The organism is Bilophila sp. 4_1_30 (assembly GCF_000224655.1).
GTDB classification, from domain to species: domain Bacteria; phylum Desulfobacterota; class Desulfovibrionia; order Desulfovibrionales; family Desulfovibrionaceae; genus Bilophila; species Bilophila wadsworthia.
This window is the reverse complement of the sequence record NZ_JH114232.1, coordinates 1,237,133-1,254,499: the sequence shown is the minus strand read 5'-3', so window position 1 is coordinate 1,254,499 and position 17,367 is coordinate 1,237,133. Positions and strand designations below refer to the sequence as shown.

The 17,367-nt window shown below is 59.9% G+C and carries 16 protein-coding genes; 10 read left to right on the top strand and 6 right to left on the bottom strand.

The features are described 5' to 3' along the window. Positions 1-254: 254 nt before the first annotated feature. The 3 genes from HMPREF0178_RS12145 to HMPREF0178_RS12135 all read right to left on the bottom strand — a co-directional run bounded on the left by HMPREF0178_RS12145 (position 255) and on the right by HMPREF0178_RS12135 (position 3,465). Positions 255-1,136 (bottom strand): AMIN domain-containing protein, encoded by an 882-nt coding sequence (locus HMPREF0178_RS12145; protein ID WP_009733660.1) that lies wholly within the window; start codon positions 1,134-1,136, stop codon positions 255-257. 237 nt (positions 1,137-1,373) lie between these two features. Next, positions 1,374-2,333 carry a TerC family protein gene (locus tag HMPREF0178_RS12140; RefSeq protein ID WP_005025642.1) on the bottom strand — a complete coding sequence of 320 codons (960 nt, stop codon included), beginning with the start codon at positions 2,331-2,333 and terminating at the stop codon, positions 1,374-1,376. Positions 2,334-2,742: 409 nt separating this feature from the next. Next, positions 2,743-3,465 carry a septal ring lytic transglycosylase RlpA family protein gene (locus tag HMPREF0178_RS12135; protein ID WP_009733659.1) on the bottom strand — a complete coding sequence of 241 codons (723 nt, stop codon included), beginning with the start codon at positions 3,463-3,465 and terminating at the stop codon, positions 2,743-2,745. A 528-nt stretch (positions 3,466-3,993) separates the two neighbouring features. On the opposite strand from HMPREF0178_RS12135, the gene HMPREF0178_RS12130 reads away from it, so the two are divergent. The 3 genes from HMPREF0178_RS12130 (at position 3,994) to HMPREF0178_RS12120 (ending at position 6,952) form a co-directional block, all read left to right on the top strand. Then, positions 3,994-4,797, top strand: a complete 804-nt coding sequence (locus tag HMPREF0178_RS12130; RefSeq protein ID WP_009733658.1) for a M23 family metallopeptidase — start codon at positions 3,994-3,996, stop codon at positions 4,795-4,797. A gap of 242 nt (positions 4,798-5,039) precedes the next feature. Continuing rightward, the gene (locus HMPREF0178_RS12125) at positions 5,040-6,200 is read left to right on the top strand and encodes a polysaccharide deacetylase family protein (protein ID WP_009733657.1); all 1,161 of its coding nucleotides are present in this window, start codon (positions 5,040-5,042) and stop codon (positions 6,198-6,200) included. Positions 6,201-6,271: 71 nt separating this feature from the next. Then, a complete protein-coding gene (locus tag HMPREF0178_RS12120; RefSeq protein WP_005025633.1) occupies positions 6,272-6,952 on the top strand; it encodes a DUF3298 and DUF4163 domain-containing protein in 681 nt (226 codons plus the stop codon). A 267-nt stretch (positions 6,953-7,219) separates the two neighbouring features. Here the strand turns inward: HMPREF0178_RS12120 and HMPREF0178_RS12115 are convergent, their stop codons facing one another. Next, positions 7,220-7,663, bottom strand: coding sequence for a hypothetical protein (locus HMPREF0178_RS12115; protein WP_009733656.1), 444 nt, complete (start codon positions 7,661-7,663; stop codon positions 7,220-7,222). A 211-nt stretch (positions 7,664-7,874) separates the two neighbouring features. On the opposite strand from HMPREF0178_RS12115, the gene HMPREF0178_RS12110 reads away from it, so the two are divergent. Both HMPREF0178_RS12110 and HMPREF0178_RS12105 read left to right on the top strand, forming a co-directional pair. Beyond that, positions 7,875-10,013, top strand: coding sequence for a Tex family protein (locus HMPREF0178_RS12110; protein ID WP_009733655.1), 2,139 nt, complete (start codon positions 7,875-7,877; stop codon positions 10,011-10,013). A 185-nt stretch (positions 10,014-10,198) separates the two neighbouring features. Continuing rightward, positions 10,199-10,585: a hypothetical protein gene (locus tag HMPREF0178_RS12105; protein WP_009733654.1), complete on the top strand. Its 387-nt coding sequence runs from the start codon at positions 10,199-10,201 to the stop codon at positions 10,583-10,585. 135 nt (positions 10,586-10,720) lie between these two features. Here the strand turns inward: HMPREF0178_RS12105 and HMPREF0178_RS12100 are convergent, their stop codons facing one another. Together HMPREF0178_RS12100 and HMPREF0178_RS12095 are read right to left on the bottom strand one after the other, a co-directional pair. Next, complete coding sequence (locus HMPREF0178_RS12100; RefSeq protein WP_232281261.1) at positions 10,721-11,818, bottom strand: glycoside hydrolase family 3 protein; 1,098 nt, start codon at positions 11,816-11,818, stop codon at positions 10,721-10,723. Between the two features lie 96 nt (positions 11,819-11,914). Continuing rightward, entirely contained in the window at positions 11,915-12,274 is a 360-nt protein-coding gene (locus HMPREF0178_RS12095; RefSeq protein ID WP_005025621.1) for a hypothetical protein, read from the bottom strand. Positions 12,275-12,385: 111 nt separating this feature from the next. Between HMPREF0178_RS12095 and HMPREF0178_RS12090 the strand changes: the two genes are divergently transcribed. The 5 genes from HMPREF0178_RS12090 (at position 12,386) to HMPREF0178_RS12070 (ending at position 17,309) form a co-directional block, all read left to right on the top strand. Further along, on the top strand, positions 12,386-13,060 hold the full coding sequence (locus HMPREF0178_RS12090; protein WP_009733652.1) for a carbonic anhydrase: 675 nt from the start codon (positions 12,386-12,388) through the stop codon (positions 13,058-13,060). A gap of 316 nt (positions 13,061-13,376) precedes the next feature. Next, entirely contained in the window at positions 13,377-13,922 is a 546-nt protein-coding gene (locus tag HMPREF0178_RS12085; protein WP_009733651.1) for a DUF305 domain-containing protein, read from the top strand. 199 nt (positions 13,923-14,121) lie between these two features. Beyond that, positions 14,122-14,955, top strand: a complete 834-nt coding sequence (locus tag HMPREF0178_RS12080; protein ID WP_009733650.1) for a DMT family transporter — start codon at positions 14,122-14,124, stop codon at positions 14,953-14,955. 262 nt (positions 14,956-15,217) lie between these two features. Then, positions 15,218-15,793: a manganese efflux pump MntP family protein gene (locus HMPREF0178_RS12075; protein ID WP_009733649.1), complete on the top strand. Its 576-nt coding sequence runs from the start codon at positions 15,218-15,220 to the stop codon at positions 15,791-15,793. A gap of 61 nt (positions 15,794-15,854) precedes the next feature. Continuing rightward, positions 15,855-17,309: a cation diffusion facilitator family transporter gene (locus HMPREF0178_RS12070; RefSeq protein ID WP_009733648.1), complete on the top strand. Its 1,455-nt coding sequence runs from the start codon at positions 15,855-15,857 to the stop codon at positions 17,307-17,309. Positions 17,310-17,367 lie beyond the last annotated feature (58 nt).

The following is a 17,367-nucleotide window of genomic DNA, read 5'->3' as shown; positions in this document are numbered from 1 at the left end:
CGAGAACGGGTTATGCACCTCCACGCCGCCTCTGTCAACGTCTTTTTATTTTTTTTCTGATTTTTTTGCCCCACGAACACCGTTTCTACCGTGTTTTCGCTCCGGTTAGAGTACCAAAAAATTGTTACCTTGGAATTCCCCCTCAAGAGCATTCGGCTTTATCTCCAAAAGGCCGCTTCATCGGCATTCGGACAACGAAAAAGCCCCCCGCAAATCCGGCGGAGGGCTTTCCAAGTATTCTGGTATCCGGCAAATTACTGGATGCGGACTTCCACGGTCGTGTTGTTGATTTTGACGACCTTGGCCGATACCGGGGCGCGGGTCAATTCAAATACAAGGCGGGTGCTCTCTTCATGGTGTCCCAGACGGATGCCCGAAATCCAGAGATCCTTGGGCACACGCGGAAGCTGGATGCCCCAGTTGCCCTGAAGATCCACGACATAGCGGTTGGGGTCCTTGAGGAGCAGCGTCTTGGTCTTGATCGGGGCCGCGCCGGTCATACGGAAGACTACACTCTTGCCCAGCTCAAGCCGGGTCGCGGTGATCGCGGTCTGCCCCGCCGCCAGCTTCGCGGGGGCCTTGGTGGTCAGCACCACCACGCCTTCCTTCGCCTGTTCCTTTTCCTGCTTCGGTTCGGAAACCTTCGGCTGCGGCTTTTCGGCGGGCTTTTCCGCCACGGCCTTCTCAGCCTTCTTTTCCTGCTGAGGAGCCTTTTCCTCGGCTACGGGCTGCTTCGGCTTTTCCGTAAACGTATCGGCAGGCGCAATTTCACCCATCGGGGCCGGTGCGGGCTTTTCCGCCGAGACAGCGGGATCGGCTGCGGGAGCCGCCGTTTCGGGCGTATCCTTACCCGCCGGAGCCGTTTCCTCATCGGGCGGGATCGCGGACATATCAAGCGGGGCCGCACTGCCGCGCAGCGTCCCGTTGTCGAGAGGAACCAGAACTCCGCCCTTATTCCCTTCCGAATCGCCCAGGGAAGGCAGCTTGGGAAGAGCGGGCATATCCTTCGAAAGGGAGCCCGTCACCATCTGGCCTTCGCTCGGGGGTTCATCCTGAACACGGAATTCCAACGCCGCGAGCACGGCGAGAGAAAGCATAAAAACCCCAATGATAAGCAGGGTTCTTGTACGATTCATGCGTCCAACGCTCCTTATTAAAAACCAAGGCTCCCGCTTCTGGAAAACGGATCCGAGCGTATCGTCCCTTCCCCGCGTCAACCTTGGAAAAATCACCGAAAGCCTGCGCCTCCGGCCACTATGGAATGGAAACAGGGATACGCTTTTCCACACAAAATGCAATGTCCCCAAAGGGGAGCCGGAGTATGCCCGCGTAAAGAAGCATACTCCGGCCGGGCGTCATTCATCCATGAGAACTTACTTGGCGGACTTTTCCGGCAGCAGTGAGGCAAGGATGCCTATGGCCAGCAGCCCGATGACCACACCAAGGCTGATCAGCGGGGAAATGTGCACGATGCCCACCACGTCCAGGAGCATCTTCACGCCGATGTACGCGAGGATGATCACTACGGACTTTTCCAGGTGGCGCAGGTAACGCTTTCCGGCGGCGAGCAGAAAATACATGGACCGCAGGCCGAGGATGGCGAACACGTTGCTGGTATAGACGAGGAAGGGGTCGTGCGTGACGGCGATGATGGCCGGGACCGAGTCGAACGCGAACATCACGTCGGACACTTCCACCACAAACAGGCACAGGAACAGCGGCGTGGCCTTCCAGATCAGCTTGCCGGTAGTATCGGGGGCCTTCACGAAGAAATCGTGGCCGCTGAGCTGGTTGTGCACGGGGATGAAGCGCTTGGTGTACCGGACGGCCCAGTGCTCGGAGTAGTCGACGATTTCTTCCTTCTCGCCGCTGTGCATGGACTGCCACATCTTCCACGCGGTCCAGAGCACGAAGATGCCGAAACTCGCCAGCGCGTAGGGGCCGAACATCGCCACCAGGGAACTGCCCGCCGCCACGAAGATCAGGCGCAGGACCAGCGCGCCGAGGACGCCATAGTACAGAACCCGGTGCTGGAACGCGTCCTTCACCGCGAAAGAACTGAAAATGGCCATGATGACGAACAGGTTGTCCACTGAAAGCGACTTTTCCAGCAGGTACCCGGTCAGGAAGAGCTGAACCTGTTCAGAGCCGAAACTGTATCCGATGTACCCTGCGAACACGAGTGCGAGGCCCACCCAGATACAGCTCCAGATGGCGGCGTTACGGGCGGAAACGGGCTTATCGGCCTGATGCGCGTGCAGGTCGCACCACAGACAGACGATGATGAGGACACAGAAAAGGACGACTTCCGTCACGGAATGCTCAACGACCATCGGAACCTCCGCAGGCGCGTCCCTTCAGGACGGGAAGAAGAGCGAACATCATGTTTTACTCCTTGTTGCGTTTGGTCGCCGGAGAAAACAAAAAAGACCCTCCGGCAACATGTGCCGTGAAGGTCTCACTCATCAAGTCAAAGCTTGATGGTAACGCCAGGCCGAAGCCATGCTGTTGACGTTACCCGGGTCTCAAGAACCCAGTTACTCCCCTTTACGTGGAAAGAAACATACAGCAGCCAAGCACCGTTGTCAACGGTTTCACACCCGCCCCGAAACCTTCTCACGGCCTTCCGCCATGAGCCCCCCCCTGAACGGGAAGCCCGTATGCCCAAAATCCGAAAGGGAAGCGTGGAAAACACGGCGAAAGGGAAGCCGTTTCAAAAAGGCTCCCCTTCCGCTTCCGCCTTTAATCCGCGACCACAAAGTTGCCGGGATACTGCCTGTTCAGCTCGCCCGAGAGATCCTCAGCGCGGTTCAGCGAGTTGAACGGCCCGGCCTGCACGCGCCAGAGCCCCAGAGAAGGCGCGTAGAACGCCCGCCCGCCGAGATTCCGGTTTTGCAGCCGCCGCACAAGCTCCTGAGCCGAGGCTTGGCTGCTCAGCGCGGCGATCTGGATGTAGAAGCTCCCGTTCATATCGCCGGGGGACGCGCCGCCAAAGGTTTCGATCGCCTCGACACGGACACGCGCCGTACCCGTGCCGATCATGCCCAGTTCCTTCGCGCTCGCATACGAAAGATCGATGATCCGATCCCCGACGAACGGTCCCCGATCGTTGACGCGCACGACGATGGACTTTCCGTTCCTCAGATGCGTGACCCGCACCTTGGTCCCGAGCGGCAACAGTTTGTGCGCGGCGGTCATCGCATACATATTATAGCGTTCGCCGTTGGCCGTGGTTTTTCCGTGAAAATCCCTGCCGTACCACGAGGCGACCCCGTCTTCCCTATACCCGTCCGCCGACAGATAGGGCCTGTAGGTTTTTCCCCGCACCGTGTACGTCTTCGTCCCCCGCGTGCCGGACCCTCCTCCGCCGTAATCCATCAGTCCGCAGCCCGCCAAGGAAAAAGACAAAACGGCAAGGGCGGTAATACGGCAAAAAGAGGCGAAAGTGAAGGATATTGTACGCATAGCACCTCTTGGTTCTTGGGTTTCGTGTCCCTACTCTGCCATAGTTCCGCCCATTCGCCAAGTTCCGTCCTCCCCCCTTCTGCACTTTTGATCCTCCACACATACATGGAAAGCATACTGCCCTCGGAAGGTGAGGAGGCCACAGGAAGGGCTCCTCCATTGGACGGTTAATCCATTCAGAAAAGTTCCTATTTACGATAATACGGGTTTTCTTTTTCCGAAAAAAAATTCCTCCCTTTGCGGTTTCCAACAGGCCATTCTTATCCGCCATGATCATTGAAAAATCATGTAGGGAAAAATATGTACAGTTTTTTAAACCTGATAGCGAAAAAACAACAAAACCATCCGCTATCCCACCGTAACCGCTCCTTTTTGTAGCTGATTGGCTGAGGCGTCCTCAAAAAAATCCAACGACTCGACAGCTTTTGCCCGGGATGCTAACGTGCTTCCTTCTTTCCGCAATGACATCACGACCGGGGCGAACTCCCCTCCGCTATGCATACGGCCCCTGTAAACAAGGAATCCTTCATGACGCTCAAACCTTCGTATTTGTCTTTCAGCGCAGCAAAAAGGCTTGCTCTTTTCTCCCCCCTCCTTTGCCTCCTTCTCCTCACCGCCTGCGCTCCACAACAATCCGGCTTGCAGCACCACCAGTATTCCATCGTCCGCTATCAGGATTCCTTGACGGCCCTGCATGACTATCGCCCCCCGACACGCGAAGCGCTTTCCTACACGGCCCGCCGCGAACTCCAGACAGCCGGCGCCGCCGTCAGCCAGAACGGTTCCAACGTCCGCTTCACTCCCATCCCCGATGAAGAATTCGACGACGGCGACATTGAAGTCACGCCGGAACTGCTCAAGGAACCGTCGCTCTACCCGGCTCTTTCGCTCATCCAGCCCATCAAGGAAACTATCCGGGTCACGTCGTCCTTCGGCCCCCGCAAGCATCCCGTCAAACGCAGGCGGCTCATGCACGCGGGCGTGGATATCGCCGGAAACCGCGGGGAAAAAGTCGTTGCTTCCGCGCCCGGCAAAGTCGTGTACAGCGGCCGCAAAGGCTCCTATGGCCTGACCATCGACATCGATGCCGGAAAAGGCGTCACCCTGCGTTATGCCCATCTGGACAAACTCGGAGTCCGGAAAGGCCAGAAGGTCAAGCAAGGCCAGTATATCGGCAATCTCGGCAGGACCGGGCGGGTTACGGGCCCTCACCTGCACTTTGAAGTGCGGCTCCGCGATAAGCCGATCAATCCGATGCAGTTCCTCACGCACGAACACCAGTGGGCATCAAACACAGGAACCAAACAGCGCAAACGCAGCGGCAACCTTTGATCCACCCTTCCGGGGGGCGGCTCCGATGAAGGGGCCGCCCCTTTTTCTGTATCAGAGCATGGTTGAAACCTTGCGCGCTTCATCATAAAAAAGCGGTACGCACGGTGTTCGGAAGCGCGCCTTACGGTGTACGGCGTTTTCCCCATCCCTCTCCGGCGGGGAAGAACAACAGGCAAGGCCCCATCCCCTCCGCAGACCAGACCATTCCCCCGAATTCCCTCCAAACAGTTCAAGGATGCCCCATGAGCGCATACAGCCTTCCTGTACTCATGTACCATTACGTCAGCCGATTTCCGGGGGCTATCGCCGTCAGCCCGGAACATTTTGAAGACCAGTGCCGAGGCATGGCCGAACACGGCTGGCGCGGGATCGGCCTTGATGAAGCGGAGGCCTTTCTGCTGAAGGGCGCGCCGCTGCCGCCGCGTTCCCTGCTGATCACCTTTGACGACGGGTACCTGGACAATTACGTCTACGCATGGCCCATCCTGCGGAAATACGGGCACAAAGGCGTCGTCTTTGCCGTCACCGAACGGATGGAGGCTGAAAAAAAATGCCGCCCGACCCTTGCCGACGTCTGGGAGGGGTTGCCTCCGTCCAGCCTCCCTCCCGTGGATGCGCCCATGCACGACACCCCCTTCGGCTATCAGGTACGCCGCGATATGTTCTTTTCCTGGGAAGAAGCCCGACACATGGAATCCAGCGGCGTCATGTCCGTGGCCGCGCACTCCGCCCGCCACCTCGCCGTTTTCGCCGGTCCGGAATGGGGCCCGGTGAACCGCCACGACAGGCACCAGAAGCCCGCCTCCGCACTGGAAGCCGCCGGGCAACGCTTCCACGTCCCCGGAACGCGGGCGAACACGTTCAACGCGGTCGACTTCCCCGAAGTCTGGGGCCTGCCCCGCTTCAAAGAACGCCCCTTCCTGTACAGCCGGGCATTCATCCCTTCCCCTGATCTGGTCGCCGCCGTGCAGCGCCTCGTGCCGCAAGAACCGGCGGAGGCCCGTACTTTCTTTCAATCGGCGGGAAATGTAGCCGCGCTGGAAACGCTTGTAGCGGGATTTTCCCCGGATCGATTGGGTACGCTGGAGAGCGAAGCGGCCCGCCGCAGCCGTGTGCACGAAGAACTGGGCGCCTGCGCGGAAACGCTCCGCCGGGAACTGGGGCATCCTGTGCGCTCGCTGTGCTGGCCGTGGGGAAGCGGGTCCGAGGTTGCGCGGGAAGAGGGGCGGAAAGCCGGATTTTCCGTATTCTTCACCACCCGCATGGGAGCCAACCCGCCTGCCGCGCCCGAGGCCGTGCACCGCTTCAAAGTACGCGACGCGGGGTGGAGCTGGCTCAGGCTCAGGCTGGAAATCTATTCGAGGCCGTGGCTGGCCCGCCTGTACGGGGCGTGCCGGATCTGATCTCTAACCTCTGGACAAAACGGCTTCCGGATGTCATGTCTGCCGCAAAATCATTCGGAACAGGATTTCCCATGTCATACTTCGTCCGTTTTCTCCTGCTGTGCTGTACCGTTGCGCTGGCGATCCCCACGTATGCCAACGCCCTGAACGAGCGCGACGCCGTGGTTTCCCGGCAAACCGGCAAGCTTCAGATTCGGGTTCATTACCCGATAACCGGCAATGCCCGCGTGGATGCCGATGTGGCCGACTGGGCGCATCAGGCGGTGGACACGTTCCAGAATACCTATGGCGAAGAACCGGATCTGGGCGTGCCCTACGAACTCGAAACGACCTACAGCACGACCCGTTCCACGCCGTCCGTCCTTTCGATAGTCTGGAAGACCGCCAGCTATACCGGCGGCGCGCACGGCAACCTGGAAATCACCACGACGACCTATGATATGAAGAGCGGCGCGCTCATCGATTTGTATGACGTATTCGAAAATCTGGATACGGCGCTCGACGTCATGAGCCGCTACTGCACCAAGGCCCTGACCAAATCCCTCGGCGACATGTACAACGACGACATGCTCCGCAGCGGCACCGCCCCCGAAGCCGAAAACTTTTCCAGCTTTGCGCTCACGCCCGAGGGCATACGCATCTTCTTCCAGCCGTATCAGGTGGCTCCGTGGGCCGCCGGGTCGCAGGTCGTGGACATCCCCCTCGACGCGCTGGCTGACGCCGGGCCGCGCCTTTCGCTCTGGGGCAAATAAAACCGTTCCGTCATTTCCTTACCCCACACCGTGCTGAAACAGGGACACCACCCCGCCATATTTTCCAAGTCAGGGCCGCTCCGTACAAGGGCGGCCTGACTTTTTCCTGCAGCCCAAAAGAGAAAGGCGGGAACATCGCTCCCGCCTTTCTCTAAAACGGCACAGACCGCCCGCTCGATAGTCTCGGGGACCTTTGAAAGCTGTACCGTTTCAAAGATACTCCATTCCCGTGAGCGGAACCCGTTGGTGCCGAAGCCCGGCAAAGGCTTACGCGTTGCCGTCCTTGGCCTGCTGCAAGTCGGCGAGGAACAGCTCGCACCACTGATCGAAATTCTTCGGGTCCTGATCCAGCGCTTCCACGTTGTCGTTGAGCCACTGGTGGAAACGCCCCACCATATTCTGGAATTCGCTGTGCTCCAGCACGGCGAGGCTCTGTTCCCCGAGCGAGGATCGCGCATAGCCGAGAACGGCGGAACAGGCCATGTCCGCATCCACGATGGTCCCGTTGAGCTGGGCGATCAACCCCTCGTATTCGGGGTAATCCTCCACAAGTTCGCTGACCGTCTCCGCGGGGATCTGGATGCAGAAATCCCCTTCCTCGTCTTCCTCAATCCAAGAAAAACGGAGCCATTGTTCAAAAATAACGGCATTGAGCAGAGTGGACATCGCCCCTTTCATTTCATCGGAAAGGGCTGAAGATGGCGTGTTCATGAAAACTCCTTAGAGGGAAATATCCTTTACTATGGTCACCCGGGGCTCCAAGGTCAAGGGTTTCACCGGAATCCGGCGGGCGTTTTCTTTTTCCGCGAAAAAGCATACCGTCGCTCGGCGCCATGCCTCCTTTTCCATCCGGCATGTCCGCCCAGGCACCCATAACGGTGCCGGACCTTCCCGTAATCCGTCAAACAGATAAGGAACACGCGTGCAGAACTACGCATTCATCATAGCCCAAGAACTGAATATACGCCCACAGCAAACCGAAGCCGTCATCCGCCTGCTCGACGAGGACGCCACGGTCCCCTTCATCGCCCGCTACCGCAAGGAAGCTACGGGGAGCCTCGACGAAGTGGCGGTCACCGCCATCCGTGATCGCCTCGCCGCCCTGAAGGAATTGGACAAACGGCGCGAAGCCATCCTCGCCTCGCTGGAGGAACGCGGCCTCCTCACGCCCGAACTGCGTGCCAAGGTCGAAGCCGCCGATGCTCTGACCGTCCTTGAAGACATTTATCTGCCCTACCGCCCCAAGCGCCGCACCCGCGCCTCAATGGCGAAGGAGCGCGGCCTCGAACCGCTGGCCGATCAGCTGGCCCGTCAGGATCGTATCCTCCCCGAAGCGATGGCCGCCGCCTATGTCGACGCCGAAAAGGGCGTGCCGGATGCTGAAGCGGCGCTTGCAGGAGCGCGTGACATCCTTGCGGAGCGCTTCGCCGAGGATCAGCCCGCCCGCGAACGCCTGCGTAAACTCTTCGGGCGCGAAGGGCTCATGCGGAGCAAGGCCGTTTCCGGCAAGGAAGAGGATCCCGACGCCGCCAAGTACCGCGATTATTTCGCGTGGGACGAACCCGCCGCGCAAGCCCCTTCCCACCGCATCCTCGCCATGTTCCGGGGCGAAGAGGAAGGCTTCCTGCGCCTCTCCCTGCGCCCCCGCAATGAGGAGCAGGCGCAGGACCTCTTGGCCCGCCTCTTCGTCCGCAACGACGGCCCCTGCGGGCGCGAAGTGCGCGCAGCCGCGCTGGACGGCTACGGGCGGCTTCTCGCGCCCGCGCTGGAGACTGAACTCCGCAACCAGCTCAAACAGCGCGCCGATGCCGAATCCATCCGCGTGTTCGCCGAAAACCTGCGCCAGCTCCTGCTGGCCCCGCCCCTCGGCGCTCAAAACATCCTCGCCGTGGACCCCGGTTTCCGCACCGGCTGCAAAATCGTCTGCCTCAACCGTGAAGGGAAACTGCTCGAATACGCCACCATCAACCCGCACGCCGGATCGGACAAGGCCCGCGCCGAAGCCGGGGAAACGCTCCTCCGCCTCGCCAAGAAACACGGCGCGGAAGTCGCCGCCGTGGGCAACGGCACCGCCGGGCGCGAAACCGAAGCCTTCATCCGGGCGCTCCCCGGCTGGAGCATCCCCGTGGTCATGGTCAGCGAAAGCGGGGCTTCGGTCTATTCCGCCTCGGAAGCGGCCCGCGCCGAGTTCCCGGATCTCGATCTCACTTACAGGGGCGCGGTGTCCATCGGCCGCCGCCTCGCTGACCCGCTGGCGGAACTTGTCAAGATCGATCCCAAATCTATCGGCGTGGGGCAGTACCAGCACGACGTCAACCAGTCCGAACTCAAGCGCTGCCTCGACGACGTGGTCGTCAGCTGCGTCAACGCCGTGGGTGTGGATCTGAACACAGCCAGCGAGCAGCTCCTCACCTACGTTTCCGGCCTCGGCCCCACGCTCGCCCGCAATATCGTGGCTCACCGCCACGAAAACGGCCCCTTCCAGACCCGCCGGGATCTTCTCAAGGTGCCCCGCCTCGGCCCCAAGGCCTTTGAGCAGTGTTCCGGCTTCCTGCGCATCCGGGACGGCAAGCAGCCCCTCGACGCCAGCGCCGTACACCCGGAAGCCTACGCCGTGGTCGAGCGCATGGCCAAGGATACGGGCACAACCGTCCGTGAACTCATGCAAAGCCCCGAACGCCGCAAGGCCATCCGCCTTTCCGACTATGTCACGGACAAGCTCGGCCTGCCCACGCTCACCGACATCATGAAGGAACTGGAAAAACCCGGGCGCGACCCGCGAGGCCCCTTTAAGCCCTTTTCCTTTGCCGAAGGCGTGAGCACGATGCAGGATCTCAAACAGGGCATGAAGCTGCCGGGCATCGTCACCAATATCACAGCGTTCGGCGCGTTTGTGGACATCGGCGTGCATCAGGACGGGCTCGTCCACATCAGCCAGCTGGCGAACCGCTTCGTGCGCGATCCCAACGAAGTCGTCAAAGTGCATCAGGAAGTGCTCGTCACCGTGCTCGACGTGGACATCCCCCGCAAGCGCATTTCCTTGACGATGCGCGGAGAATAGGAAAAAAGGCAGAGAAGCGGAGGGGCAGCGGGATGTTGTCCCTTTGCGTGATGAATCCCAAAGAACGAAACTCGACCGGCCAACTCGGCGCGCGTTCCGAAAAAGTTCCTCCGGGACAGGTCCGGACGGGCATGAAGACAAAAACAGCACCAGCGGCGACGCCCGCCGCCCCCCAAGGAGATCGTATGAAGACCGTTGTAGTCAAACCGGAATTTGCCGGACTGACCGAAGAACAGGTCATCGACGCCATCGATGCCTATGAAGCACAGGTTGATGAATATTACGCCAACAAAGGAGATGAGGAAGAATGCGGTTGCGGATGCAGCCACGACGACGAAGGGAGCTGCGAAGACAGCGATGACGACGTCATCCCCTCCGACGATCCCATCGTGCTGGAAGTGGAACGCCTGATCGCCGCCTATTCGGACCGTTTCGACGAACTGTGCAAAGAAAACGGCGAAGTCCCCGAAGAGGCCCTCACCTACAAACCCCGCACGCCCATCGAGCAGGTCGCCTTCGACATCTTCACCGATGCCCTGCACGACTCCCTCATGGACGAAGACGACGAGTAAAACGACGGAAGGGACCTCAAACGAGGTCCCTTCTTTTTCATGGGGGCCGTCTCCCGGACGGCACCAGCCCAAAGCCTTTTCGAAACGCGACCGGCTCCAGAAAACCCGTCTCCGCAGGCGGCCTCCGCCGCAACCTCAGGACATCTGCCGCTTGAGCTTCAGGATCCGCCTCCACGACGCCTCAAGCCGGGCACGGGAAATGGTTCCGTCCTCGACGGCCCGGGCGATGATGGCCTGAACCTTGGCGACGATAGCGGGATCATACTCCAGATTATTGCCGAACAGCAGAATGTCCGCTCCGGCCCCGATGGCCCGAAGCACTACTTCCTCCAGCGTGTATTCGGCGGCGATGGCATCCATTTGCAGATCATCCGTCACCACCACACCGTCATATCCCAGACGCCCCCGCAGCAGCCCGTTGATGACGGAAGGCGACAGCGTGGCCGGAAAGGCGGGATCGAGCCCGGCGTGGAAAAGGTGCCCCGTCATGACCATACGCTGCCCCGGACGCCCGAGCGCGGAGCGGTACGGAGACAGTTCGCGCTTGCTCCATGTCGCGCTGATGTCCGTGACCCCTTTATGCGAATCCGCGTGCGCACTGCCGTGTCCGGGAAAATGCTTGAAAACCGCTATGATGCCCGCGTCGTTCAGGCCGTCCGCAAAAGCCGCCCCATGCGCGGCGACGGCCTGTGGATCAGCCGAAAAACTGCGTCCGAGACGGCCTATGGCCGGTGAAGCGGGATACACATTCACATCCAGTACGGGCGCGAAATTGAGATTGGCCCCGAGCTCCCGCAACATGCGGCCCATGCCGAGGGCCGTGCGGCGCGTGGCATCGGGCGTGCCCCGGCCCAGCTCCGCCGCCGAAGGGTACGCCGGAAAACCGTCGCCCGGCTGGAAGCGGGCCACCTTGCCGCCTTCCTGATCCACGGCGATAAAAAGCGGATGCCCCGCAGAGGCCCCTCGCAGTGCGGCGGTCAGCCGTTTCACTTGCGCCGCATCGCGGATATTGCGAGGGAGCTTGGCGCTGCGCGCATCCCGTTTGAACAGGATCACCCCGCCCAGATGGCGGGTCTGAATATCTCTAAGGATAGCTCCGCATTCTTCAGGCTCCTGCCCTTTGAAACCGACGAGCAGCATCTGCCCGGCCATTTCTTCGACGGAAGGGGCGGCAAACGCGGCGGCACCTCCCCCAAAGCACAGGAAAAAGCCGCACAGGACAAGGCAGCCCATTCGCCAGAGCCGAACAACTCTAAGACACGCGTGAAGAAACATATTGCTATCCAAGTGAATTTACGCCAGAAAAAGACCTGCCGTCCGGGCACTCCGTCACGATTTCCCGTGATCTCCAAGGGCTTTCGGGTCCGTGTCGCCGGGCTTCTTCGAAGGTGCCGCTTCCACGGTATATTCGTCAGGGGACAGCTCATACGTGTCGGGATCGTCCCGGCGCACACGGTCGGCATTCCCCGTTCCAGCTCCGGGAATGTTGGTATAAATGATGAACCGGCTGCCGTCCTCACCGTACTGCACGTTCTTGCGGGCCCGGCGCATGGCCAGCCCAAACACGACGAACAGCACCAAAAACACAAAAAAGGCGACGACGATCCCCACGGTGGCAAGCAGGAACACAAGCCCCGCCACCACTACGGACGTAACGCCGGCGATGATCCATCTCAAAAAATCAGGCATGGGAGAATACTCCAATCGGTTGCGTTGACTCCTCTGTTTTAGGGAGATAAAGCCTCCACCACGAAATGACAAGCCCGCCTTCCGATCCTCTTTGCCGCAAAGGACCCTCAAATGGTATCGCACGACCTGCTCAAACGCTTTTCCGCCGGATTCCAGCGCTTCCAAAAGACATGGTATTGCCCTGAAAACAATATTTATGAAGACCTCCGCGTCGGCCAGCATCCCTACGCCCTCGTCATCGCCTGCAGCGACTCCCGGGTTGACCCTGTCCTGCTCCTTGACGCGACGCCCGGCGATCTGTTCGTCATCCGGAACGTCGCCAACCTTGTCCCTCCCTACGAACCGGACTCCCATCACCACGGCGTCAGCGCCGCGCTGGAATACGCGGTCCGCCACCTGCACATCGGCCACATCATGGTCATGGGACACGCGAAATGCGGCGGCTTTACCAGCCTGCTTGAAGCTTCGCACAGCGACGACGAATTCCTCAACATCTGGATGAACCTCGCCTGCCGCGCCAAGGCCGAGGTGGACAGTTCCCTGCCCGGGGCCGATCCTGACGAACGGCAACGGGCCTGCGAAATGTGGGGCGTGCGTTTCTCGCTGGACAACCTCATGGGGTATCCGTGGATCAAGAGCGCCGTCGATGGGGGCGAATTGCTCCTGCACGGCCTGTACTTCGATATGGGCTCAGGCGAACTGCTCTACTTCGACGCGGAAAGCGAAACCTATGTGCCGATGGTCAATGCCTGCGCTTCCGGCACCTCATCCGTGAAGAAGCGATAGAAGATTGGAAATCGGGGAAGGAAGATGGGCCCCTCTCGAATGAGAAGCCCTCTCCTTTTCCAAACCTGCCAACGGAACCCATCCTCCCACCGAAGGCTTTTGCCCTTATCGAATCCCTGTCCCCGGTTCCGGGGAACGCCGTAATCCGTCACCACGATCTTGCGAGGCGCGAGGTGTGGTGCCGAGGTACGCACGGCGGGCCCGATAAAAAATAGTTACATCTCATGTAAGGTTGCCGGTATGCTCCGGACGGGCTCTCATTGTGGGGGCCCGCCACGGCGTTCCGTGGCTCACGTCCTATCTGGGAGAAAAAACTATGCGTACCGCCTCGTTGACTGTCCTTGCGCTCGTTGCGGCGTTTTTGTTTTCCGTCCTGCCCGCTCAGGCCGCTATGGATCACGGCTCCGGCGCCGCCCACTATTCGGATCGCGCCTTCCTTTCCGGCATGATCGCGCACCATGAGGGCGCGGTGGATATGGCCAAAGTCTTCCTTGCAACCCCAAAGAAAGATCAGGATCCTCAAGTTACGGCATGGGCCGACGACGTGATCAAGGTGCAGGAAAAAGAAATCGCCGAAATGAAGGAGCTGCTGAAGCCTCTCGGCGGCATCGAGGAATCGGCCTACGCGCCCATGAAGAAGGCCATGCAGCACATGCTCGAAGAGGGCAAGAACCTGGGCGCGAACATGCGTTTTGTGGAGCTCATGCTGCCGCACCACGCGATGGCGCTGGAAATGTCCGTCCCCGCCCTTCTCGGCTCCAACAATCCTCAGATCCTCAACCTCGCTGAGAACATCATTATCAGCCAAGCCAAGGAAATGCGCCAATTCAAGGCGTGGATAGCCGAACATCACAAGAAGTAGTTTCGTATACGAATATTTATTTCGAAAACGAATTTTCTCCATTCCCCTCCAACAAAAAAAACGACACGAAAACGTCACAACACAACCTATTTTGATCTCAGCATAAAGACGCTTGCATACCGGTCAGCAAAAGAAAAAGATCGGTGTACAAGCGTCTTTTTTCGCGCTAGCTTCCCGCGAAAAAAAATGAGGGGGCTTCATGTCTTTCGAAATCATTCTTCTCATACTGCTTGCCGCTTTGCTCCATGCTTCATGGAATGCCGTCATCAAGGGCGGCTCCAACAAGCTCTATGAAACGGGGCTCAACTGCTTCGGCGGAGGCGTCGGCGTTTTGTTCATCGTCCCTTTCCTCCCCTTTCCGGCGCTGGAAAGCCTCAAGTTCCTGGCCGGCTCCTGCACCGTCCATATCGCTTACTACCTCTGTATCGCCGTAGCCTACCGCAATGTGGACATGTCGTTCGCCTATACCATCATGCGCGGTACGGCCCCGCTCCTGACGTCCGTTTTCATGCTCCTTTCCGGCCATGAAATGCCGCTTGCCGGGTGGCTCGGCATCCTGTGCCTGTGCGCCGGCGTCCTTACCCTGACCCGCGACAACATTAAGAACGGCAAGTTCAACATCAACGGCGCGCTGGCCGCCGTGGGAACCGCCATCGTGATCATGGGCTACACCCTTTTCGACGGCTACGGCGCCCGGGCCAGCGGGAATCCCATCAGCTACGTATGCTGGCTCTACGTCATCAACACGTTCCCCATCAACGTCATCCTGCTGCTGAGGCAGCGCAAAACCTACATCCCCTATTTCTGCAACCGCTGGAAACACGGCCTGTTCGGCGGCCTGTGCAGCCTCGGCTCCTACGGCGTAGCCCTTTGGGCCATGACCAAGGCCCCCATAGCGATGGTTGCGGCCCTGCGTGAAACATCCGTCATTTTCGGTATGCTCCTCGCCGTATTTTTCCTTGGGGAAAAATTTTCTGCGGTCAAACTCCTTGCCGTCGTCCTCGTCGCTACCGGTATTTTCTTCATGCATTAAAATAAATTCTCCCCGCTGTTGCATACACCCAACCGGCCTTGCCAATACTTCCACACAACGGGACGCCTACCGCGCAACCTCCCCACCAATCGAAAATCTTTGAAAGGGGAAAGGAGGCGGGGAAACTTTCTGAAGAAAGTTTCCCCCGCCCCTCCCCCGGTATCCTATCCACCTCTCCGCAAAAGGTTGACAGCAAGAGCCGAAGGCCTCACAACAACCGGATCAGTTTTGACGCCCACAACCTTAACCCCCATAACACCCTATGAGTTTCCCAGAATTGTTCGCCATTGCCGTTGCACTGGCCATGGATGCTTTCGCTGTGTCGGTCTGCGCGGGCTGCGCCCTCAAGCGGGTGACGGCCGTGCATTTTTTGCGCCTTTCGCTGACGTTCGGCTTTTTCCAGTTCCTGATGCCCGTGATCGGATGGACCCTTGGCTTGACCGTGCGCGGATTCATCGAATCGTGGGATCACTGGATCGCCTTCGCGCTGCTGGCATGGATCGGCGGCAACATGATCCGGGGCGGCGGAGACGATTCCGAAGACGGGGAAAGCTGTTCGGTTGATCCCACCAAAGGCCGCAAGCTGCTCATCCTCGCGGTGGCGACCAGCATCGACGCCCTAGCCGTGGGGCTTTCCTTTTCGCTCCTCAACATAAACGTATGGGGGCCGTCCACCCTGATCGGCGTGGTCTGTGCCGTCATCACGGCCCTTGGCCTGCTGGCGGGAAAAGGGCTCGCACATGCTGACATTTTTGGCCGACGCGCCGAACTTGTGGGCGGCTGCGTCCTTATCGGCATCGGCCTGAAAATCCTTTATGAGCACGGCGTACTGAGCTGACGCCCTAACGCTCTTTCCGCGAACGGCCGCAAAGAAGCGGCCATTTCCCCGGAGTGTTTTCATGACTACCGAAACCGCGCACCACGAAGCGCATTCCGAAAAACAACACGCGGCCCTTTCGTCTTTGTTCTGGGCGCTGTTCCTGACGCTCATCAAGCTCGGAGCCGGGCTCGCCACCAACAGCCTCGGTATCCTTTCCGAAGCCCTGCACAGCAGCCTTGACCTTGTAGCCGCGGGCATCACCTTCTTCGCCGTCCGCGTCGCGGCCCGCCCCGCGGATGAAACCCATCCCTATGGCTACGGCAAGATCGAAAACCTTTCCGCGCTGGCGGAAACGGTCCTGCTGCTCGTCACCTGCGGCTGGATCGTGCACGAAGCCGTCAACCGGCTCTTCTTCGACGCCCCCGAAATCACCCCGTCATGGTGGGGCGTGATCATCATCCTCATTTCCCTGCTTGTGGACGTCAACCGGGCCGCCATGCTCCGCCGCGTCGCCCAAAAGCACAAAAGCCAGGCGCTGGAAGCCGACGCCCTGCATTTCACTACGGACATCTGGTCCTCCGGCGTCGTGCTCGTCGGCCTGCTTTGCGTGCAGGCCAGCGAATACCTTCCGGCGGACAGCTCTTTCCGGGGCATTTTGCATATGGCGGACGCCATCGCCGCGCTGTTCGTTTCGGGCATCGTCGTCGTTGTGGGCTTCCGGCTCTCCCGCCGGGCCGTGACCATGCTGCTTGACGGGGGCGGCAAGGAACATTCCGAAGCGCTGGAACAGGCTCTCGCCAAGCAGCTCCCTCTCTGCCGGGTGCGCCGCCTGCGCGTGCGCGAAAGCGGTGCCGACGTGTTTATGGACATCACGGTCGAAGCCCCCGCCACCCTGCGCCTCGACGCCGCACACGACGTATCCTGCGTGATTGAGGACATCGCGCACGAAATCGTACCCTCCGCCGATATTACCGTACACGTCGAACCCGCACAGGAAGAAACGGAAAGTATGCTCCAGCTCGTCCGCACGGTTGCCGCCGCGCACAAGCTTTCCGTCCACAACCTGATCCTTTCCGAACAGAGCGGAGGGCTCCTCGTGTTTCTGCATGTGGAGGCGTCTCCGGATATGACGCTGCGCGAAGCCCACGAATACGTCGTGATGTTCGAGAAAGCCCTCGGCAAGCGCCTCAACACAACCCGCATCGAAACGCACATCGAGCCGGAAGATCGCCTCTGCGCTCCGGAAAACGCCCTGCCCTTCGACGCGGATCTCCATTATGTGCGCGCCGCCGTGGACAGCATACTCCCGGAATTTCCGATGGTGTCCAATGTACACGACCTGCGCCTGACACATATGGGCGGGACGCCGCTGGTCAGCTTCCACTGCATCATCGACGGCGATCTGTCCCTTGCCGCCGCCCACGATGTCGCCACGGACATGGAACGCCGCCTTCGCACCTGCGCACCCAAGCTCGACCGCATCCTCATCCACACCGACCCGTCCGCCCTTATCGTCATGCCTGAGGAGAGATAACGGCGCTTGCCTTTAACCTGTTTGGGAAAGACGAAAGACAGACGACAAAAAACGGAGG